Origin of the sequence: Flexivirga sp. (genome assembly GCF_035551235.1) — a bacterium.
Classification (GTDB): Bacteria; Actinomycetota; Actinomycetes; order Actinomycetales; family Dermatophilaceae; genus Flexivirga.
On the sequence record NZ_DASZNO010000012.1, the window covers coordinates 22221 to 43118 of the forward strand.

The 20898-nt window shown below is 68.7% G+C and carries 18 protein-coding genes; 9 read left to right on the plus strand and 9 right to left on the minus strand.

All coding sequences use genetic code 11. The features are described from left to right. Nucleotides 1–96: 96 nt before the first annotated feature. Entirely contained in the window at nt 97–1470 is a 1374-nt protein-coding gene (locus tag VG502_RS02370) for an L-serine ammonia-lyase (protein WP_325548323.1), read from the minus strand. Nucleotides 1471–1558: 88 nt separating this feature from the next. On the opposite strand from VG502_RS02370, the gene VG502_RS02375 reads away from it, so the two are divergent. The 5 genes from VG502_RS02375 to VG502_RS02395 all read left to right on the plus strand — a co-directional run bounded on the left by VG502_RS02375 (nt 1559) and on the right by VG502_RS02395 (nt 6828). After that, the gene (locus VG502_RS02375; protein WP_325548324.1) at nt 1559–2035 is read left to right on the plus strand and encodes an Lrp/AsnC family transcriptional regulator; all 477 of its coding nucleotides are present in this window, start codon (nt 1559–1561) and stop codon (nt 2033–2035) included. Then, complete coding sequence (locus VG502_RS02380) at nt 2032–3456, plus strand: aspartate aminotransferase family protein (protein ID WP_325548326.1); 1425 nt, start codon at nt 2032–2034, stop codon at nt 3454–3456. Before VG502_RS02375 ends, VG502_RS02380 begins: the two co-directional genes overlap by 4 nt. 132 nt (nt 3457–3588) lie before the next feature. Then, the gene (locus VG502_RS02385; RefSeq protein WP_325548328.1) at nt 3589–4428 is read left to right on the plus strand and encodes a hypothetical protein; all 840 of its coding nucleotides are present in this window, start codon (nt 3589–3591) and stop codon (nt 4426–4428) included. Nucleotides 4429–4458: 30 nt separating this feature from the next. Beyond that, nucleotides 4459–5697 carry a saccharopine dehydrogenase family protein gene (locus VG502_RS02390; protein ID WP_325548329.1) on the plus strand — a complete coding sequence of 413 codons (1239 nt, stop codon included), beginning with the start codon at nt 4459–4461 and terminating at the stop codon, nt 5695–5697. Nucleotides 5698–5736: 39 nt separating this feature from the next. After that, nucleotides 5737–6828 (plus strand): winged helix DNA-binding domain-containing protein, encoded by a 1092-nt coding sequence (locus VG502_RS02395; protein ID WP_325548331.1) that lies wholly within the window; start codon nt 5737–5739, stop codon nt 6826–6828. A gap of 13 nt (nt 6829–6841) precedes the next feature. Here the strand turns inward: VG502_RS02395 and VG502_RS02400 are convergent, their stop codons facing one another. Beyond that, nucleotides 6842–7474, minus strand: coding sequence for an SIMPL domain-containing protein (locus tag VG502_RS02400; RefSeq protein ID WP_325548333.1), 633 nt, complete (start codon nt 7472–7474; stop codon nt 6842–6844). A gap of 48 nt (nt 7475–7522) precedes the next feature. Next, nucleotides 7523–8695 carry an AAA family ATPase gene (locus VG502_RS02405; protein ID WP_325548335.1) on the minus strand — a complete coding sequence of 391 codons (1173 nt, stop codon included), beginning with the start codon at nt 8693–8695 and terminating at the stop codon, nt 7523–7525. Between the two features lie 379 nt (nt 8696–9074). Here VG502_RS02405 and VG502_RS02410 point away from each other — a divergent pair, with 379 nt between their 5' ends. Then, a complete protein-coding gene (locus VG502_RS02410) occupies nt 9075–9767 on the plus strand; it encodes a response regulator transcription factor (RefSeq protein ID WP_325548337.1) in 693 nt (230 codons plus the stop codon). Here the strand turns inward: VG502_RS02410 and VG502_RS02415 are convergent. Further along, a complete protein-coding gene (locus tag VG502_RS02415; protein WP_325548339.1) occupies nt 9752–11239 on the minus strand; it encodes an FAD-binding oxidoreductase in 1488 nt (495 codons plus the stop codon). The genes VG502_RS02410 and VG502_RS02415 overlap by 16 nt on opposite strands. Before the next feature lie 244 nt (nt 11240–11483). On the opposite strand from VG502_RS02415, the gene VG502_RS02420 reads away from it, so the two are divergent. Beyond that, nucleotides 11484–13226 (plus strand): sensor histidine kinase, encoded by a 1743-nt coding sequence (locus VG502_RS02420; protein ID WP_325548341.1) that lies wholly within the window; start codon nt 11484–11486, stop codon nt 13224–13226. 28 nt (nt 13227–13254) lie between these two features. Here VG502_RS02420 and VG502_RS02425 read toward each other — a convergent pair whose 3' ends face one another. The 4 genes from VG502_RS02425 to VG502_RS02440 form a co-directional block, all read right to left on the minus strand. After that, on the minus strand, nt 13255–13719 hold the full coding sequence (locus VG502_RS02425) for a carboxymuconolactone decarboxylase family protein (protein WP_325548343.1): 465 nt from the start codon (nt 13717–13719) through the stop codon (nt 13255–13257). 54 nt (nt 13720–13773) lie between these two features. Beyond that, nucleotides 13774–15411 carry an aminotransferase class V-fold PLP-dependent enzyme gene (locus tag VG502_RS02430; protein WP_325548345.1) on the minus strand — a complete coding sequence of 546 codons (1638 nt, stop codon included), beginning with the start codon at nt 15409–15411 and terminating at the stop codon, nt 13774–13776. Beyond that, nucleotides 15408–16745, minus strand: coding sequence for a PIG-L family deacetylase (locus VG502_RS02435; RefSeq protein ID WP_325548347.1), 1338 nt, complete (start codon nt 16743–16745; stop codon nt 15408–15410). The genes VG502_RS02430 and VG502_RS02435 overlap by 4 nt, the downstream gene beginning before the upstream one ends. A gap of 558 nt (nt 16746–17303) precedes the next feature. Beyond that, nucleotides 17304–17750, minus strand: a complete 447-nt coding sequence (locus VG502_RS02440) for a hypothetical protein (protein WP_325548349.1) — start codon at nt 17748–17750, stop codon at nt 17304–17306. Between the two features lie 168 nt (nt 17751–17918). Here VG502_RS02440 and VG502_RS02445 point away from each other — a divergent pair, with 168 nt between their 5' ends. Together VG502_RS02445 and VG502_RS02450 are read left to right on the plus strand one after the other, a co-directional pair. Further along, entirely contained in the window at nt 17919–19064 is a 1146-nt protein-coding gene (locus VG502_RS02445; RefSeq protein WP_325548351.1) for an LOG family protein, read from the plus strand. Beyond that, the gene (locus VG502_RS02450; RefSeq protein WP_325548353.1) at nt 19061–20068 is read left to right on the plus strand and encodes a helix-turn-helix transcriptional regulator; all 1008 of its coding nucleotides are present in this window, start codon (nt 19061–19063) and stop codon (nt 20066–20068) included. Before VG502_RS02445 ends, VG502_RS02450 begins: the two co-directional genes overlap by 4 nt. Here the strand turns inward: VG502_RS02450 and VG502_RS02455 are convergent. Further along, nucleotides 20055–20888, minus strand: coding sequence for a phosphatase PAP2 family protein (locus tag VG502_RS02455; protein WP_325548355.1), 834 nt, complete (start codon nt 20886–20888; stop codon nt 20055–20057). The genes VG502_RS02450 and VG502_RS02455 overlap by 14 nt on opposite strands. Between the last annotated feature and the right edge of the window lie 10 nt (nt 20889–20898).

Consider the following 20898-nt stretch of genomic DNA (forward strand, 5'->3'; position numbering starts at 1 on the left):
TGTGTTTGGTTGTCAGCTCTTGGTCTTCTTCGTCGATCCAGAGTTTCGCTTCGCTCCCCCGCTTCGCTCCTCCGCTACTCAATCCGCTTGGCCCTGTTAGCACTCGATCACATTCACGGCCAGGCCGCCACGGGCGGTTTCCTTGTATTTGATCGACATGTCGCGTCCGGTGTCGCGCATGGTCTTGATCGCCTTGTCCAGGCTCACCGTGTGCACGCCGGTTCCGTTGACCGCGAGGCGCGCCGCGTTGATCGCCTTCACGCTCGCGATCGCGTTGCGCTCGATGCACGGGATCTGCACGAGGCCGCCGACCGGGTCACAGGTCAGTCCGAGATTGTGCTCGATGCCGATCTCGGCGGCGTTCTCGACACGGGTCGGCGTGCCGCCCATGACTTCGGCCAGGCCGCCAGCGGCCATCGCGCACGCGGACCCGACCTCGCCCTGGCAGCCGACCTCCGCGCCGGAGATCGAGGCGTTCTCCTTGAACAGGATGCCGATCGCCGCTGCGGTCAACAGGAATCGGACGATGCCGTCGTCATCCGCATCCGGCACGAAGTTGACGTAGTAGTGCAGGACCGCCGGGATGATCCCGGCCGCGCCGTTGGTCGGCGCCGTCACGATGCGACCGCCGGAGGCGTTCTCCTCGTTGACGGCCAGCGCGTAGAGGTTGACCCAGTCCATGACGCGCAGCGGATCGTCGCGCAGCGCACCCTTGGTGAGTTCGCGGTAGAGTTCCGGCGCGCGGCGCGGCACCCGCAGCCCGCCGGGCAGTGTGCCCTCGTGCCCGATACCGGCCTGCACGCAGTCACGCATGACGGACCAGAGATGCAGCAGCCCGCTGCGCACCTCGTCGGCGGATCGCCAGGCGAGCTCGTTGCGCATCATCAGCTCGGCGACGGTGCAGCCCTCGCGCTCACATGTGGCGAGGAGCTCGGCGCCGGTGGTGAAGGGCAACTCGACCTTCGTGTCATCCAGGACGACCCGGTCCGCGCCGGCGGCCTCCTCGTTGACCACGAAGCCGCCGCCGACGGAGTAGTAGATGTGTGACGCGACGACCTCGCCCTGCGCGTCATACGCATCGAACTGCATGCCGTTGGGGTGCGCCGGCAACGACTTGCGCCGGTGCATGACCAGGTCGGCGTCCGGGTCCCAGTCGACCGACCGGGTGCCGTTCAACAGCAAGGTATGACGCGAGCGCGCCTCTCCGATACGGGCGTCGGTGGTTTCCGTGTCGACGGTCTCGGGGTCCTCGCCCTGCAGGCCGAGCACGACGGCCTTGTCGGAGCCGTGGCCGTGTCCGGTGGCACCGAGCGACCCGAACAGTTGGGACCGCACCCGGCATACCGAATCCAACTGCCCGCCGGCCACCAGCCCGTCTATGAAGGTCTTCGCCGCGCGCATCGGTCCGACGGTGTGGGACGACGACGGACCGATCCCCACGGAATACAGGTCAAATGCGCTCAACGCCATGGGTAAAGCATAGCCTTCCCGGGCAACCTGCGATGGAATTCGTGGATAATTACTTGATCTCCTTCGAATATCGTGTCAAAATGCTGCCATGCTTGAGACTAATCGCAGTGTGACGGGTGCCACGCTCGACGACGTCTCGAAGGCGATCATCGCTCGGCTGCAGACCGACGGCCGGGTGGCCTACTCCGCGATCGCCCGCGAGATCGGCCTGTCAGAGGCTGCGGTGCGCCAGCGCGTGCAGCGACTGCTCGACTCCGACGTGCTGCAGATCGTCGCGGTGACCGATCCGGCACAGGTCGGCTTCGACCGCCAGGCGATGATCGGGGTGACCGTCCGGGGCGACATGAAGCCGGTGCAGAAGGCACTGAGCGAGCTGCCCGAGGTCGCCTACGTCGTCCTCACGGCCGGCAGGTTCGACCTGCTCGTCGAGGTCGTCTGCGTCGATGACGAGCACCTGCTCGACCTGCTCACCGCCCAGATCCGCACCATCGACGGTGTCACCGAGACCGAAACCTTCGTCTACCTGAAACTCGCCAAACAACGATACGACTGGGGAACGAGATGACCACTCCCACAACACAATCCGACAACCTGACTCCTGCGGGCACGCCTCGCAGCGAGGCCGCCCGTGACCACCTGTGGGGTCACTTCACCCGGCAGTCGGACTTCGAGCCCACCGATCAGGGTGGGCGCGGGCTCGCCATACCGACGATCGTCAAGGGTGAGGGTGCGTACATCTGGGACGACCAGGGGCGCAAGTACCTTGACGGCCTGTCCGGCCTGTTCACCGTGCAGGTCGGCCACGGCCGCACGGAACTCGCGGAGGCCGCTGCCGCACAGGCCAAGGAACTCGCGTTCTTCCCGATCTGGTCCTACGCGCACCGCCCCGCGATCGACCTGGCCGAGCGGCTCGCGTCATACGCACCCGGTGACCTCAACCGCGTCTTCTTCACCACCGGTGGTGGCGAGGCGGTCGAGTCGGCCTGGAAGCTCGCGAAGCACTACTTCAAGCTGACCGGCAAGCCCGGCAAGCACAAGGTGATCAGCCGCGCCGTCGCCTACCACGGCACACCGCAGGGCGCACTGTCGATCACCGGCCTGCCGCCGCTCAAGGAGATGTTCGAGCCGCTGGTCCCCGGTGCGTTCAAGGTGCCCAACACCAACCTCTACCGCGCCCAGCCGGAGCTGCGCGACGACCCGAAGGCCTTCGGCCGCTGGGCCGCCGACCGGATCGCCGAGGCCATCGAGTTCGAGGGTCCCGACACCGTTGCCGCCGTCTTCCTCGAGCCGGTGCAGAACGCCGGCGGCTGCTTCCCCCCGCCGCCCGGATACTTCGAGCGGGTCCGCGAGATCTGCGACGAGTACGACGTGCTGCTGGTTTCGGACGAGACGATCTGCGCCTTCGGTCGCATCGGCGAGATGTTCGCGTGCAAGGACTACGGCTACACGCCGGACATCATCACCTGTGCGAAGGGTATGTCGTCGGGCTACTCCCCCATCGGCGCGATGATCGCCAGCGACCGGCTGTTCGAGCCGTTCAAGCACGGCAGCACGATGTTCCCGCACGGCTACACCTTCGGCGGTCACCCGGTGTCGGCCGCGGTGGCGATGGCCAACCTCGACGTCTTCGAGAAGGAGGGCCTGAACCAGCACGTGCACGAGAACGCCCCGAAGTTCCGCACCACCCTGGAGAAGCTCACCGATCTGCCGATCGTCGGCGATGTCCGTGGGGACGGGTTCTTCTACGGCATCGAGCTGGTCAAGGACAAGGAGACCCGCGAGACGTTCTCCGACGAGGAGTCCGAGCGCGTGCTTTACGGCTTCCTGTCCAAGGCCCTGTATGACGCCGGCCTCTACTGCCGCGCGGACGACCGTGGCGACCCGGTCGTGCAGCTGGCGCCGCCGCTGATCATCGGGCAGACCGAGTTCGACGAGATCGAGCAGAAGCTGCGTGGTGTCCTCACCGAGGCCTGGTCCTTGCTCTGATCCGGCCCACCGCCGCTCACACTCCGCCGAGTGACGGCTTCCTCAGCGAGTGACGGTCCCATCCGACCGTCACTCGCCGAAGAAGCCGTCACTCGGCATTTATGTGCGTATGGCGTCATAGGCTGCACCACCATGGAGCCGCTCCCGAAGTACTGGCGCAGCGCGCAGAAGGGGCTGATCTCCGCGTGGGGCTGGTCGACGCAGTCGGCCGACGAAGCGCTGGCGGTCGCCAACGAGCGACTCGCCCACAGCCTCAAGGTGATTCACCACGGCCTCGCGCGGGACAGGCGCGGATCGTACGGCTGGGCGCCACCCCGTGAGGAGACGCTGCGCGAGATCGTCGACTCCGATGGCGCGCTGGCCGCCGTCGTGTCGCGCAATCGGTATGGCGCCGACGTGCTCGGCACCGACCGGCTGCTGATCGCTGACGTCGACGTGGCCAACGTCCACAAGGTCCATCGATCCCTGCGAAAACTGTTCGGCGGCAGGAAGACCGGCGACGAGGACAACGACCCCAAGGTGCAGGCGCTGCGCGTCATACAGGATTTCGCGGCAGCGCATCCGGCCCTGGGAGTCCGTGCCTACGAGACGTTCGGTGGGTTCCGCGTCATCGTGACCGGGTCGCGCCTCGAGCCCAAGTCGCCGGAGGCGGTCGCTCTCTTCGAACAACTCGGCACCGACCAGATCTACGTCCACCTGTGCCGGAAGTACAACACCTGCCGTGCGCGGCTCACGCCGAAGCCCTGGCGGTGCGGGCTGCGGGCCCCCAAGCACGTGTGGCCGCCGGACTCAGCGGACGAAGGCGCTGCCGCCGCCCGGTGGCTCAGCGAATATCAAGCAGCCACAGCGGGATACGCCACCTGCCGGCTACGAGGGACGTACGGAGTTCCACCGGATGCGCTCGAGGCGCAACTGATCAACGTGCACGATCGGGCCACGCGAGTGACACAGTCGGACCTGCCGCTGGCCTGACCTGTCGGGCTCGCCCCTACAGTCGTACTCATGGGTAACCGCGAACACGACATCGTCCTCTTCGGCGCGACCGGATTCGTCGGCACGCTGACCGCCGAGTACCTCGCCCGCCATACACCCGACGGCGTGCGCGTGGCACTGGCAGGACGCACGCGCGCGAAGCTGGAGGCGGTCCGCGACGCGCTTCCCGGGCGAGCGGCGGACTGGCCTGTGCTGGTTGCGGATTCGTCGGACACGGCATCCCTGCAGACGCTCGCCGAGAGCGCGCGCGTCGTGATCAGCACCGTCGGCCCCTACGCGAAATACGGGCTGCCGCTCGTCGAGGCGTGCGCCACCGCGGGCACCGACTACGTCGACCTGACCGGAGAGGTCCTCTTCGTCCGCGAATCGATCGATCGCTTCCAGGAACTCGCGAACGGCACCGGCGCACGCATCGTGCACTCGTGCGGATTCGACTCGGTGCCATCGGATCTGGGCGCCTTCGTGCTGTCCGAGAAGGTCCACGCGGACGGCGCCGGGGACCTCGGCGACACCACTCTCTACATGGCGATGAAGGGCGGCGTCAGCGGCGGCACGGTGGCATCCGCGATGATCCAGCTCGACGAGGTCCGCGCCGACAAGGACAAGCGGAAGGTCGCTCTCGACAAGTTCGCGCTCAGCCCCGACCGCGCCGCCGAGCCGAGCGGCGAATGGCGGGACAGCGCAAGCGTCCGGTATGCCGAGGAGATCGACGCCTGGACCGGGCCGTTCGTGATGGCGACGTTCAACACCCGCATCGTCCGGCGGAGCAACGCGTTGCAGGGGCACGGCTACGGCAGGTCGTTCCGCTACCGCGAGGTCCAGCGCACCGGCCGCGGTATCCGCGGCCGGCTGATGGCCTACGCCATGGCCGGCGGGCTCGGTCTCGGCTTCGGCGCGATGTCGGTGCCGCTGCTGCGTCCCGTGGTCGACCGCGTCCTTCCCTCGCCGGGCGACGGCCCGGACGAGAAGTCCCGCGACGCCGGATACTTCAAGGCGACCTTGCGGACGACGACCACCACCGGAGCGTCATACACGAGTGTCGTTGCGGCACAAGGCGACCCGGGCTACAAGGCGACCGCAGTGATGCTCGGCGAGAGCGCTCTGTGCCTTGCGGTCTCCCGGGACGAGTGCCCCCTGCCCGAGGGCCTGAACGGTGGGGTGCTGACCCCCGCCACCGCGCTCGGCACGGTGCTCGTCGAGCGACTGCGCGCACAGGACTTCACCATCAGCGCGGAAGCCGTGCAGTAACGGACTGTTCGGGTCCGCTGCCGCTCCTAGTCTGATGGCATGACCGAACGCACCGTCCTGAAGGCCACAGGCGCACGTCGGTACGTCGGTCGGCTCCGCCTCCTCGCCCAGCAGCTGGTGCCGGCCACGAGCTCGAGCCCGGTCGGCGCTGTCCGCCGGCTGACCTGCCTGCAGGCACAGGACTTCCGGTCCGGGCGATCCGCCGTTGCACTGCGCGCCGGATGTGCGGTCGACGACGTGGACGCCGCACTCAATGCGGGCGAGATCGCGCGGTCCTGGCCGATGCGCGGCACGCTGCACCTCGTCGCTGCCGAGGACCTGCGCTGGATGCTGGCGCTGAACGGCGAGCCGACCCTGCGCGCCGCCAGGCGTCGCCACGAGGAGCTCGGCATCACGCAGCGGGACGTGGACGGCGCGCTCGACGCGCTCGAGCCGCACCTGCACGGCACCGGACTGGATCGTGCCGGCATCTTCGACGTATGGCGTGGCAGCGGCATCGCCACCGACGGGCAGCGGGGCGCGCACCTGCTGTCGGCACTGTGCCTGCAGGCGAGGCTGGTCCTGGGCCCGGTGGTCGGGAAGCAACAGCGCTTCGTTCTGTTCGACGAGTGGATCCCCGCCTCCGCGCCAGTGGATCGCGCTGCGAATGTTGCCGATTGGGCACTGCGGTACTTCCGGTCGCATGGCCCGGCGACGATCGCCGACTTCCGGTGGTGGAGCGGCCTGCTGCAGCGCGACCTCGGACCGGTGTGGGATGCGGTGCGCGCGCAACTGGTCGAGTTGGTGGTGGACGACAGGTCCTACTTCGCGGCTCCGGAGACGGTTGCCGCATGGGAGGAACACCAGTCGGCGACGCTCCGACCACTGCTCACGCCGGCCTTCGACGAGATCCTGCTCGGGTATGCCGACCGCACACCGACCTTGGCCAGGCAGCACATGGAGCAGGTGGTGCCCGGCGGCAACGGCATGTTCAAGGCGGTGCTGCTGGACGGTGGTGCGGCAGTGGCCACCTGGCGCCGCAAGCCTGCCAAAGGCGCTGCCGCAGTGGACGTTTCGCCGCTTGATGGCGGTGTGTCGAAGCGGGCCGAACGCGCCCTTCCGGCTCTGGTCCGGCGCTATCCCTTCGCCTGACCAGCGGCGCGAATCACTCGAAGCTCCAATGGATCTGAACGGACACGGTCGAGTTGTCCTCGCCCTGCGCAACGGGCATCGGCGCCAGACCGGCGGCCATCGGCCGGCCACGCGGTGGCGGCGGGCGGAACACTCCCCCGAGCTCGACGACGGACTCGGCACGACCGAGCGATCGGCCGGTCAGGCGGGCATAGTCCGTGGCCTTCGCGTGGGCGTGCTCCACCGCCTCCTGGCGCGCTTCGGCGAGCGCGCTCTCGGTTGCATCGCCGGACAGCGAGACGTCGTCGACCTGCAGGGCCGTGCCGCACGCTTCGACCAACTCCCCCAGCAACTGGTCCAACAACGCCAGGTCGGCGACCCGGACCCGGACGGTCTGCTGTGCGTCATACCCACGGATCTGCTCGGTGTCCTCGGACCAGACCTTGTTGGGCGACACACTCACCGTCTCGGTGCGCACGTCGGTGTCGGGGACGCCCACGGCGCGCAGCACGTCGACGGCCCTGGTGACGGCGGCACCCGCTTCGCGGAGCGCCGCGCCCGGCTGCGGCTGCCGGCTCTCGATCCGCAGCCGCACCGCGGCCTCGGTCGTCGGCACGCGCACGGATCCGACTCCGGTCACCGTCACTCCGGTCTGTTCGTCAGCCATACCTGTCAGTCTGCATCACCACGGTGCGCGGCGGTTACCGGCGGCGATTCAACGCGAACCCCACTCCCACGGCGGGCGGGTCAACAGGCCCTGGTCCTCGACCACGGTCTCGCCGAGATCCTTGGCGAGCACCACCTCGCCAAGCAGGTCGTCGTCCTCGTCAGCGCCGGCGCGCAGCGCCTCGATCAGGACACGGGAGTGCGACACGACCACGACCTGGGACCGTTGGGCCGCCTGCCGGATCAGCCTGGCCAGCGGCGGGATCAGCGACGGGTGCAACGAGGTCTCCGGCTCGTTGAGCACCATCAGGGGCGGCGGCTCGACCGTCAGCAGAGCCGTCGCCAGCAGCAGGTAGCGCAACGTGCCGTCGGAGAGTTCAGCGGCACGCAACGGGCGCAGCATGTCCGGTTGCGCGATCGCCACGTCGAACATCCCGTCCGCGATCAGCACCTGCGGAACGGCACCGTCGAACGCGTCGGCGACGGTCCGCTCCAGGTCGCCGAAACCACTCTCCAGGATCGTCTGCACGGCCGCCGCGAGGTCCGATCCGTCACCGGACAGGACAGGCGTGCGGGTGCCGACCTGCGGGCGGCGCGCCGGTGCGTCGGCATCGACGCGGAAGCCGTCGTAGAAGCGCCATGAACGGATGGCCGAACGCACCGCGAAGACCTCCGGCGCGACCTGCCGGTCGGCATACTCCCCCAGCACGCTCCGGTATGGCGCGAGCCCGTCGCTCACGTCCGCCCATGCGCGCCCGTCGCGCACCTGCACCGAACCGCGCCGTCGACGCACCGACACCGTCGCCGGACGCATGACCGGCCCGGCGAAGATCAGCTCGCGCTTGATGTGCGGGTCTCGCTGGAACGCAGTGGGCAACCCGGTCGGCTGCGGCAGACCGAGGTCGACGAGATAGCCGAATTCCTCACTGGCATAACCCATTCGGAGGCTGATGGGTCCCTTGCGGACGGTGCCTTCGACCGGAGCGCCGCGGCGTGCCCCGGACAGCGACTCCGGCCCGGCCCACAGCGCAGACTGCAACCCGCCCTCTCTGGCGAGCGTGCCGACGACCTGTCCTTCCCCGCACTGCGCCAGCAACCGCAGTGCGCGATAGAGCGACGACTTGCCGCTGCCGTTGCCGCCGGTGACCGCCGTGATCCGGCTGAGCGGCACCACGACGTCCCGCAGCGAGCGGTAGCCACTGACGGCGAGCGTGGTGATCATGCACCGAAGCTAGCGCCGGGCAACGACACCGGCGACGGAACCGCCGCTCACAGCGAACTGCCCGCCGTCGTCGACGTCGGCGCAGTTCGCCGTGAGCTTCGCTGCAGTGCCGCACCGCCCGCTCCTGCGGCACGGAGCTGACGACCTGGAATTGCGGCACCACGGTGTCGGCCGGGATCGGCTCCCTCACCGGTCCCTCAGCCAAGAACGTATGCCGAACCGGGAGCAGGAGGGAATGGACCTAGGTCCCGTATTCGGCGAAATCCGTTCTGCTCACTCGCAATGGGTCTCCGGCCTACATTGGTCTCAGAGGTGCCGGTCCGCCGTGGGGCCGCCCGCATGACTCCGGGCCGCGCCCCGAGGACAGGAAGATCAGCCGATGCCCGACCAGGTCGAAGCGCTACGGGACGAACCTCGAGGCAGCCGGCGCTGCGTGATCGCCGAGGATGAGACGCTGCTTCGGGAGGGCCTGGCACTGGTGCTGCAGCAGGCCGGGTTCGACATCGTGGGGAGCGCCGTGGACGCACCCGGCCTGCTGGCGCTGACCCTCGAGCACGTTCCCGACCTGGTGGTGACCGACATCCGGATGCCCCCGCACCGCACCGACGACGGGCTACGGGTGGCCGTGCGGATCCGGACGATGATGCCGCGCGTCGGCGTCGTCGTGGTCTCGCAACACCTGCAACGGAGTTACGCGATGGACCTGATCGGCGACAATCCGGCCGGTGTCGGCTACCTGCTCAAGCAACGCATCGGCGACATACCCACGTTCTGCGCTGATCTGGAGCGCGTGTGCGCGGGCGGAACGGCGCTCGACCCGGAGGTCGCCGCGCTGATGCTCAGCCGGGCACGCACCGACAAGGAAGCGGTCGGCCGGCTCACCGCCCGGCAGCAGGAAGTGCTCGCAGCCATGGCCGAGGGGCGCAGCAACGCCGCGATAGCGCGTGCCCTGTTCATCAGCGACAAGGCCGTCGTCGGCCATGTGTCCCACATCTACGACCAGCTCGGCCTGCCCGACTGCGCCGACGATCACCGGCGCGTGCTGGCCGTCGTGCGCTACCTCAACGGCTGACCGGTATGGCGCCCGAACCACCGGCGCACGTCGAAGATCCGGCGCGGCCGGATGGTCGGCGCCTCGGGCACCGGCGGCACGGCCGCCTGCGGTGGTGCGTCCTGCACCGGCGCCGGACCGAACGGGAACAGTCCGTCCGGGTCGTATGCCGCACGGACCTCGGCCAGCTGCCGGCGCATCGGCTCCGGCCACGAGCGCTCGAACGCGGGCCGCTTCGACATGCTGCCGGCGAAATTGACGTTGGTGGTGCTGAATTTTCGGGCACCGGCGTCGGCAAAGAGTCCGGCGGCGATCTCACTCGCCCGCGGCGCGACAGTCGGGTCCTCGATGACCAGCCGAAGCATCAGGGCACCACCGCGGCCGCCGACCGCCCCGGGATCGACGACGTCCTGCGCGGCGACTCCGCCCAGGTGACGGATCTCCGACTCGGCGAACGGCGCCTCCGTCCGGGGTCCGACGCGAGCGAGGAACGCGGACGCGAAATCCTGGTCGATGCCGGTCAACTCCGTGCAGAACGACTGCAGTGGCAACGGATCCACCGGATCCCCATGGATCGAATGGACCTCGGCCAGCGGCATCTCACGGACGGTGTCCTGCACCGTCGGCGCCGCGCCGCGCAACGGGGCGACCAGCCGGGCGCCATCAGCTGCCGGGCCCGGGTAGACGAATCGCAGGTGCAGCCGCTGGCCGCCGGCCGCGTCGGGACCGTGCGCCGGAGCCAGTGCGACGGAGGTCGAGACATCGTCCGCCGCCGACGGCAACCACGACACCCAGGCACGCAGGGCCGCCTCGATGTTGGCCGCACCTTCGAAGACCAGTCTTCCGGCATACAGGACGGGGATGTGCGGCAGTTCGAGAGTCATCTCGGTGACGATGCCGAACCCGCCCTTGCCTCCGCGCAACGCCCAGAAGAGGTCGGGGTGCGTGCGCGCATCGACGGTGAGGATCTGGCCGTTCGCGGTGACGAGCCGAAAGCCGCGGGCCCAGTCGGAGGAGAAGCCGTGGCTGCGGATCAGCGGGCCGATACCGCCGCCCATGGTGTGCCCGACCGCACCGACGGTCACCGAGGAACCGGTGATGGGAGCCAGGCCGAACGGCGCTGCTGCGGTGACGATCCGATGCCACTGGCAGCCGGCACCGAGCGTCACCCGTCGCGCTGTCGGGTCCAGCTGCACCGTGGTCAGCCGCTCGGTCGACACGATCATCCCGTTCTTGGCACGCGGGCCGGGACCATGTCCCGTCGCCTGGACCCGCACCGGCAGCCCGTGCTCGGCGGCGAATCGCACCGCGGCGGACACGTCGTCGGGATTGGCAGCGCCGACCACGATGGCGGGGTCGTGCACGCCACCGTTGGTGTTGAAGCAGGCGACCTCGTCCGCCAATTCGGCATCTCCGCGAACGAACACCGGACCGCTGACCTGGTGACGCAAGTCTGTGACGGTCGTTGGGGGCAGGGTCTGCACGTCGGCCATGAGGCGCTCCTTGGTGTGCGGCTGAGCGGCGCCGCACGCCAAACCTCAGTCGGCACAGGCGATTGGCGCCATTCCCCCATCGTCGTCAGGGCTGCGCGCCCGGGTCCATAGACCTAGGTCCGGTACGTGGCTTTTCGCGTGGAAGCGGGCGCTGCAAGATACCCGTGATCGGCCCGAGAACGCATGTCGCCTGTGGGAAGCTTCGGCCATGCCGCGTGCTCGGACCGCGCATCAGCCATCGATCGTGAGGTCGCTCGACTCGGCGCTCGTCATACTCTCCGCAACCGTTCTGCTGGTTGCGGCCGTCGAGATCGCGACCTTCGCCGGAATCGATGGTCCGCTCGTGGGTGTGGCTGTGTCGACCGTCGCCGGGGGCCTGGTCTACGCGGCCTCCGGACTCATCGCCTGGTGGCGGCGACCGAGCAACCGACTCGGCCTGATCATGGTGATGGGCGCCGTGATCTGGCTGCTCAACGCGCTGGCGTTCTCCGCTCGTCCGGTGCTGGCGGCCGTCGGCGTGGTGACCGCGACCCTGCCTCTTGCGGTGATCGTGCACCTGCTGCTCGTCTTTCCGTCCGGCTGGCTGCGGTCCGCGCTGGCACGGTGGACCGTCATCGCCGGGTATGCCGTCTGTCTCGTGCTGCAGATCCCGCTCTACCTGTGGTCACCGGACGCCAGTCCCCACGGCATGCTCGCGGTCGCCGACCGGCCCCGGCTGGTGACGATCGGGTCATGGGTCCAGATCGGTACCGGCATGTGCGTCATGGTCATCACGGCAGTCATCCTGTCCGTGAGGTTCCGTCGCGCGTCCGCGCGGCGCGGCGTGCTCGGCCCGCTTTACCTGTATGGCGTCGCGGTCGTCCTCGTCGTGCCACTGGTCCCTGAACTCTCCCGTTTCACAACACAATTCGGCGACGTCGCGTCCGATGCGACTCAGCTCGGGTTGCTGGTCATGGCGCCGATATTGTTCGCATTGGCAATGATGCGAGGCGGATTCGCCCGCACCGCGGAACTGGAACAGCTCGGCGAGTGGCTCGGCAGCCCGGTCGGCGATCGACCCGATCTGAACGCGGCACTCGCCAAGGCGCTCGGCGACGACTCGGTGCAGCTGTCCTACTGGCTGGGCGATGGTGGTGGATATGTCGACGCCGAGGGTCGTGCCCTCGACCCAGCCCGGACGGACACCGCGCACGGCCCGGCAGAGATCCGCGTCGGCGGGCATCGGGTGGGCGCGATCTTCTACGACGAGAACCTGATCGCCGATCAGGAGCTGGTCAGGTCGGCAGGACGGGTGATCGCCATCGCCGTCGACCAACAGCGGCTGACCGTTCAGCTGCGGGCGAGCCGGCGTGCGTTGCAGCAGTCCCGGGCACGGATCGTCGAGGCGAGTGACCGGGAACGACGCCGCATCGCCCAGAACCTGCACGACGGGCTGCAGGCGGAGTTGGTGCTGCTGTCCGTGGAGGCGCAGCGCCTCGCGGCTGCCGAGCACACCACCACGCCGGAGGAGCGGACGCAGGCTGCCGAACGCCTCCGCTGGCGTATCGACCACGCGGCAGCAGGGCTGCGTGATCTCGTCTACGCGGTGATGCCGGCTCCGCTGATCGAGCAGGGTCTGGGGCCTGCCATCGAGGATCTCGTGGACCGGATGCCGGTGCCGACGAAGCTGGAGATGTCCGTGAACGGGAATCTGCCCGAAGCCGTTCAGGCAACTGCGTACTTCGTGATCGCGGAGGCGCTCAACAACGCGGCACGACATGCTCACGCCCGGCACATCAGGACACGACTCATGGACCGGGACGGCGTGCTCCTGCTCGAGGTCGATGATGACGGGATCGGTAACGCTCATCCCAGCGGCGGGTTCGGGCTGACCGGATTGCAGGACCGCGTGGCGGTCCTCGGCGGCACATTGCGGATCGACAGCCCGGTCGACCGGGGCACCCACATCACCGCGGAGTTGCCGTGTCCGCTGACCTCCGAGACCTGATCCGGCCGCGCACCATCAGCAGGCCCGATCACGACGCCCGGGCCGGTGCGCGGAGGTCCTCCGGGAGCTGGTGCGTCGTGATGGTGAGCCGGTTGAAGACGTTGATCGCGATGACCGCCGCCATGACATCCGCGATCTCCCGGTCCGAGAAGTGCTGTGTCATCTCGTCCCAGACGGCATCGGAGACACCGCCCTGGCTGATCAGCGTCATCTCGTCGGTGAACGCGAGCGCGGCACGTTCCTTGGCGCTGTAGCAGGCTGCTTCCTTCCAGGCAGCAAGGCTGGCGATCCGGCGCAGGGTCTCGCCGTGCGCCGCGGCGTCGGCCGTGTGGCCGTCGATGCACGTGGCGCACCCATTGACCATCGACGCTCGGATCTTGATCAGCTCCTGCAGTCCCCAGTCGAGGTCGCAGCTCTTCACGTACTTGGGCAACGCCAGGCAGGCCCGGAAGGCATCCCCGGCTGTGGCGCCGAAGTCGAAGCGTTCTGTCATGTCACATCTCCTGGGTGGGTGTTCCGGCCACCTGAGGATGTCCGGGTCGTCGTGTCATCCGCCGGTGCGGCAACCGGAGGCGTCATACAGCTCGGGCAGTGGGCGGTCGACCAACGTGTTGGCGAACTGCCAGAAGCGGTAGACGTCCGCAAAGGTGCTGGCCACTCCGAGCGACGCTCGTGCCGCACCTGTGGTCTTCCCGTCGATCACCCGCACGAACTCCTCGAAGCTGAGCCGGTCCTTGTCGCGGAACGCTTCCACCATCTCGGCCTCGGTCATCCCGATGGACACCTCACGGGTCCCCGGGTTGCAGTGGCAGCCGCTGCGCAATGCGATGCCGGCCTCGTTCGCCAACTGTTCGACGATGGTGGAGTCGATGAGTTGTCCGCCCGGATCGAGGAAGTTCATCGCGACGGTGGCGCCGCGTGCCTGCGTGTCCGCGGGTCCGTAGACACGCACGGCCGGCGCACCGTTGCGGTGCCGCAACCGGCCGAGTGCCTGCAGCAGCCAGTCGGTCAGGCACATGACGCGGGTGTGGATCGTGTCGATGCCGATGGAGGAGATGTGCTGCAGGCCGATGTCGACGCCCAGGATGCCGAGGTAGTTGAGCGTGCCGTCCTCGAAACCGGCCGGCCCCGGAGCGCGGTAGTAGCCGTTGCCCTCCCCGCTGGCGGCCCGGACCGAGGAGAAGACGATGTTCCCGCCGGCGTACCAGGGCCGGTGCAGCTTCTCCAGTGCCGGACGCCGGGCGAGGAGCGCACCGACACCGGTGGGATACCCGAACATCTTGTAGAACGAGAGGGAGACGTAGTCCGGGTGGACACGGGACAGATCCAGCCGGTTGGTCGGGACGAAGGCGGCCGCATCGAGCAGCACGTCCCATCCGGCCTCCTGCGCTTCCGGGATCCAGCCCAGCGGGTGCTGCACGCCGGAGAAGTTGGATTGTGCGGGATAGGCGAACAGGTTGTGCCCGCCGGGTCCCGCTGTTCGCAGTCCGTCGGCCAGCCGCCCGACGACTCCGCCCGCGTGCGCGTCGCCGAATCCGGGGTCGGCGAAGTCCCACTCGAGCGCGTCGTGCGGTACGCGCAGGTCCGTCGGGCGGATGCCGATGTAGGTGACGGTGGCGTGCTTCGCCCACGCGAACTCGCGAATCCCGTTGACGGAGTTGTGATTGTCGAAGGTCAGCAGGTAGCGGTCGCCGGGCCCGAACGGGTAGGACTCGCCGACAAGTCGCAGCGCCCCGGTGGCGTTGGGAGTGAAGATCACCTCGTATTCGTCGGGCGATGCCGAGAAGAAGTCGAGCACCCGCGTCCGCGCGGCGGCGACCCGGTCGGTCATGCGGCGGGAGGGCACGCTCTCCGAGTGCGGGTTGCCGAAGACGGAGCTGGTCAGCAGGGCGTGGTGCTGCCGCACCTGGGACTCGGCATACAGTCCCCCGCCCGTGTAGTCCAGGTAGGTCAGTCCGCAGGCATCCAGCCGCGCGTACTCCGTCCGGCGCAGGTCGTCCAGCAGGGCAGTGCCGTCGTATGCCGGGTGGGTATGCCGGAAGTCGGCGAATGCCAGCCGCTCACCGGCATCCTGACCGGCGTCCTGACCGGCATCCTGACCGGCATCGACCCGGCCGTCGCGGGCGATGCCATGAGTCCGCGCGCTCGGCATGACCCGTCGGGCGATGTCACCGATGACCGTCATCGCTGGACCTCCAGAGCGCGGCCCGGTGCTACGAGGTCATGGTCCCGCTCGGGCGATTGGGTTGCCGCGGCAGCGTTCGGGTCGGCTGGCAGCGGCGTTTCGAGGAAACACTCGCGGCCGAAGATCTCGACGAGAACCTGCCTCGGGAACATGTCGGGCTCCAATGGCAGCTGGGTCCGGTAGGCGCACAGGGCGCTGACCTTCTGACCGATGACGTCGGACACGTCCGACTCCAGCGGATCGGGTCCGTCGGCGTGTGCCTCGGTGGTGTCGGGTCGCCCGGGCTGCTCCTGGGTTCCGTCCAGCGCCCGTCGCGCCGGCCCGGTCAGCCTGGCGCTCGGACCGCGCCCGGCGAACTTGGTGGGCTCGCCACGGGAGAGAACCAGGCAGGTCAGGCTGTCGACGGCCACGACGTCGGCGCTCCGAGGGCGGTTGGCCGCCACTCCGAGCTCGCCGAAGAACTCGCCCGGGCCGATGACCCGCAGCCGTCGACGGCAGCCACGCCCGTCCTCCTGCCACACTTCGGCAGTCCCGGACAGGATGATGAACAGCTCGCCGGAGGCCTCGCCCTGCTCGACGACAGACGAACCGGGCGGATACCACTGCACCTGCTCGTGATCCGACAGATAGCGCATCGTGCCCGCTTCCTTCGCGATCAGCAGCAGGGCGTGCACGTAGTCGCTGGATCCGGCGAAGCGGTCGGCCCGGCTGGTCAGCCAGGAGGCCAGCCGATCCATCAGGAGCGTCTCGCGGGCCGGGAAATGGGCGTGGAACAGTCGCACGGGCGTGTATGGCGCGGGCGCGGCGATGAACTGCTCGGGCGGCTCGAGCCAGGCCCGCGGATCGGCGACGCGGTGACAGGCGGCTGTGGTCGCGGCCCCGATCGCCACGTGGTCCGGATGCCCGTAGCCGCCGTCGGGACCGAAGCTGATCACCGTGTCCGGCGCGAACTCCCGCAGCACCTGGACCACTCGGTCCACCAGGCGACCGAAGTCGGCGTCGGCGAGTGTCCCGTCGAGGTAGTCCCAGCACCGAACCTGCGACACACCCAGCCTGTGGCAGGAGAGCCGCAGCTCCGCCTCGCGGATGTCGCCGAGGGTACGCCGGGTCGCGACGCGGACGTCCCGGATCTGGCCCGCCTCCCCACGCGTGGCCGACACCACCATCACCTCCGCGCCCGCCCGGGCCCATTGCGCGATGCTGCCGCCGGCGCAGAACACCTCGTCGTCCGGGTGCGCGAAGACGGCGAGCATCCGCGGCCGGCGACCGCCACCACCGGACGACGCGTCGTCCGCACGGGCACCAGTCCTGTCGGGAGCGCTCAGCCGTCTCATGTCGTCGCCCGCCCCATTGCCTCTCTGCACCCAGCGCCGGGCTACATGTCCCGGAACCGTTGCAAATCAGGCTAGTTCGCGCCCACGTGGCCGCCCATAGACCTAGGTCTACTCCCGGGCGGAGGTCGTGCCGGGCACAAAGTGCGGTGCCGTGCGGCGCACTCTCAGCAGGGCACAACCGGTATGGCGACACCTTCCACGCCCCGGGCCGCCAGAACGTGCGGTGGAGCGCACCATGTGCCGGACTCAACGGTCAGCGCGACGACTTCGGACTCCCGGGCCTGCAGAAAGTGCGGTGCCCTGCGGCGCACCATCTGCCGGACCCAGGTGGTCTCGACACACCTCCCCCGCTTCGCTCCTCCGGCACTCGACCCGCAAATGGTGACAGCCCACGACCAGGCAACCGAACGACAAGCCGGCGCAGGTGACAGCCCACGACAACGCAACCGGACGACAAGCGGACGGGCCGCGGAGACGACGACCAAAACAGCGGGCGAGCTCACCGAACTTGTTCGGGTGAGCTCGCCCGCTGTTTTGCGAGGAGTAGTAGCAAAAGGTTCAGCAGGGACCGTGCAGGCCGAGGGTGTTGCGTACGGATTGCGGAGCGATGCCGCAGCCGATGCTCGCGGTGCCGAGGTCACGGACCGTCCAGGTGGCGCCGGACTTCTTCAGCAGCACCTGTGCCGGGTCGGTCTGGCCGTTCTTGGGTGTCGCGAGCGCGGAGGCCCACGCGTGGTCGGCGGTGAACTTCACCTGGCTGATGTCGAGGTTGCTCGGCGTGACCGCGCCGAGGAGGTTGCTGTGCCGGATCGCCGTGACGACCAACTGGCTGTCGGTGGCGGTCGTCCGATGCGTGGACGCTGCGGCCGCATGGTGGACGGCCGGGACCTGCACGGACGGCGCGTGATGGCCGAGTTCGAGTGCAGACGCCTGGGTCGGTGCGACGACGGCCGCTCCGCCGACGAGAAGTGCTCCGATGGTGAAGGTGACCGTGGTGCGCTTCATGTGGCTTCCTTCCTTTCCGCGACGAAGAGTCGCGATCCCCGAGTGGTGACGGACGCAGCCGCGCCCGACGGTGTGGAAGACGCCCCATCCTCCCACCTGGTTGGCTCGAGTCGAGGCCCGTGACCGGATCGTGACCTTTCCGGCCGAACCATCAGGTTGAATCGTCAGGTGTCCACCACCGAGGTCGAATCCCTTGCAAAACTGCGGCGTTTGCTTGCCGATGGCTCCTCGGTGCGCGACCTGCGGTTGCAGGATCTGGATCTGACCGAGGTCGAGACCGACCTCCTCGGCATCGATGACTTCACCGGGGTCGTCGTGCTCGGCGGCCGCATGGGCGACGACCTGCACCGGCACCTGAGCCTGCATGGCGCGCTGGTGTTCCCCGCCGACCCCGACGTTCCCTTCGACGCGTGGCGCTCCCGCCTCTATCGCCCACGCGAGCTGTATGCCGGGCTGCACGACCACGGGTATGACGCAACCAGCGACGCACGCACGTACCGCTGGTCACTCGCGCCGGACCAGGATGTCTATTCCTCGATGCTGCGCGCCATACACGATGAGAGCATCAGCGACGCACTGAGCGAATTCGTCGACGGCAGAACACTTGTCGGCGTGATGGGCGGTCACGCGGTCCAGCGCGGGTCCGTCGAATACCTCGCGGCCGCACGGCTGGGGCACTCACTGGCAGCCACGGGCGCCGTCGTTGCGACCGGCGGTGGACCAGGCGCGATGGAGGCGGCGAATCTCGGTGCGCTGTGCACGGATCCGGCGTTGCTCGAGCCGGCGATCACTCGGCTGGCGACGGTGCCTTCGTTCCGCCCCGACATCACGGCCTGGGCGCGTGTCGCGTTCGAAGTGCGCGAACGCGTCACGGCCGACACGGGGGCTCCGCGCAGTCTCGGCATACCGACGTGGTTCTACGGCCACGAACCACCGAACGCGTTCGGCAATCGGATGGCGAAGTTCTTCTCCAATGCGTTGCGCGAGGACGTCCTGCTGCGTGTGTGCAACGGCGGCATCATCGTGTTGCCGGGGGCGGCCGGGACCGTGCAGGAGATCTTCCAGGTGGCCACCGCGCTCTACTACGCTGATCCGGAGCGTTCCGGCATACCGCCACTCGTCCTCGTCGGCGAGCAGTACTGGCGCGACGAGGTTCCGGTCTGGGATGTGCTGCAGTCGCTCGCCGTCGGCCGGCCGATGGCGGGCGCCATACGGCTGGTGGGTGACGTCGAGACCGCTTGCCGCACAATTGCAGACATAGCATCCGCACAGGAACGCTCCACTCGACGGACGGAAGGCGGCAGGGCCCGGTGACCGACGCCAACGCACAATCGGCCGACAGCTTCTCGCCGTTCGCCGTCTCGGTCCTGCGCGCGGCCGACCGGCGACTGCGCTTCTGCGATCGCGGCGACATGATGACGCGGTATGCCGCCTGTCGCGCCGCGATGTGCGCGCTGACGCAGGTCGACACGTTCTACGTCGGCCACTACATCGGCCCGACGACGCTGTCGATCCCCTATTGCGTCGACAACAAGCAGTTCCTGAGCGCCGACGTCCAGCAGTTCGGCCCGAACGGCTTGTCCGAATACATCCGCTCGACCGGTCAGCCCTACCGCTACCAGCAGGACGACGGCCGGCGTGCCCGGATGGGCTGGAGCTCCGGGCGCCCGATCCTCGACGTTCTGGTGGTGCCGCTGCGGGATCCGGACTCGGCGGAGGTCATCGGCATGATGTGCGTGGAGAACTCCGCGCCGAACACCTTCGTCGACGAGACGGCCCGGGCGATGGAGTGGCTCGCTCGGGCGCTGGTGTGGGAGATGACCCAGGACCGCAGCTTCGCCGACGACCTCGGGCTCTACGAGCTCTACCCGGAGCTGGACAGCACCCAGCCCCGCGACGAAGCCGAGATGCTGCGCACCCTGACCGCCGAGCTGGAGCGAATGCGACTGGCATTGCACGCGATCGAGCTTCCGGACAACGGGGAGCTCACCGAGCAACGCCGTGCCCTGGACGAGGCGCGTACCTCCGGTGAGCGGCTGCACCTGCGGCTGGCAGACGCGCTGCAGACCGTTCGTATGGAGCAGACCACGCCCAAGGACATCACCGCGGGCCTCACCACCCGCGAGCTGGAGATCGCGATGCTCATCGCGGTCGACGGCCTGTCGAACCGGCAGCTGGCGTCGCGGTTGTTCATCTCGGAGAAGACCGTGAAGGTCCACGTCGGCAATGTCCTGCGCAAGCTGGGCATCGCGCAGCGATCGGCGATCCCCTACGTCCTCGGCGAGATCCACCCACCGGCACAGCTCAAGGGGCAGTAGCCGGCACCTTCGGCTCGAGACCGGTCGCGCCCGAGGTCGGGGTGCCGCGGCTCGCGCGCCAGTGCGCGACCAGCGCGAGCACCCCACGACGCAGCCAGGCGGCGGCGACCAGGATGGCGATCGCCACCACGCCGTCGAGCCACCAGTGGTTGGCCGTCGCGACGACGACGAACACCGTCACGACGAAATGCGCTGGGCCGATCCATCGCCAGTGCGAGGTGCTCACCCGCCAGGAATACCACCCGACCACGGCGGCGAAGAGCACGTGCACCGACGGCATCGCCCCGAAGTTGTCGACCGAGAACCCCGCGTTGTAGACCGACTGGCCGTAGAACTCGGCCGTGTCGACATACCCCGGCAGCAACCGCGGCGGCGCGACGGCCAGGAACTGCACGAAGAAGCAGCCGAGCGTGCTCAGCGCGATCGTGGTGCGGACCGCGGGATAGCTGTCGCGGTGCCGGAGGAACAGCCACACCAGGAAAATCCCCATGCCGGTGAAGTGCATGCTGGCGTAGAACAGGTTGGCCAGCTTCACGATCGTCTCGTGGCCCAGGATGAGGTTCTGCACGCTGCGTTCGTTGGGGAAGAACATCGCCGACTGCACGCGCTCGATCCAGTGCGCGCGGCCGATCGCGTCGCCGCCGTCACTGGAGGTCACCTGCTGCAGGATCTGCCAGAAGGCGAAGAGGAGCGCGATGATCGCGCCCTCCCGGCAGAACGTCGCCAGGCCCGGCCGACGGCGTCGCAGCAACGGCCACAGGACCGCGAGCACCAGCCCGACGGTCAGCGCCTGGCGCCAGTTCAGCATCAGATTGGGCATCGGGCTCACG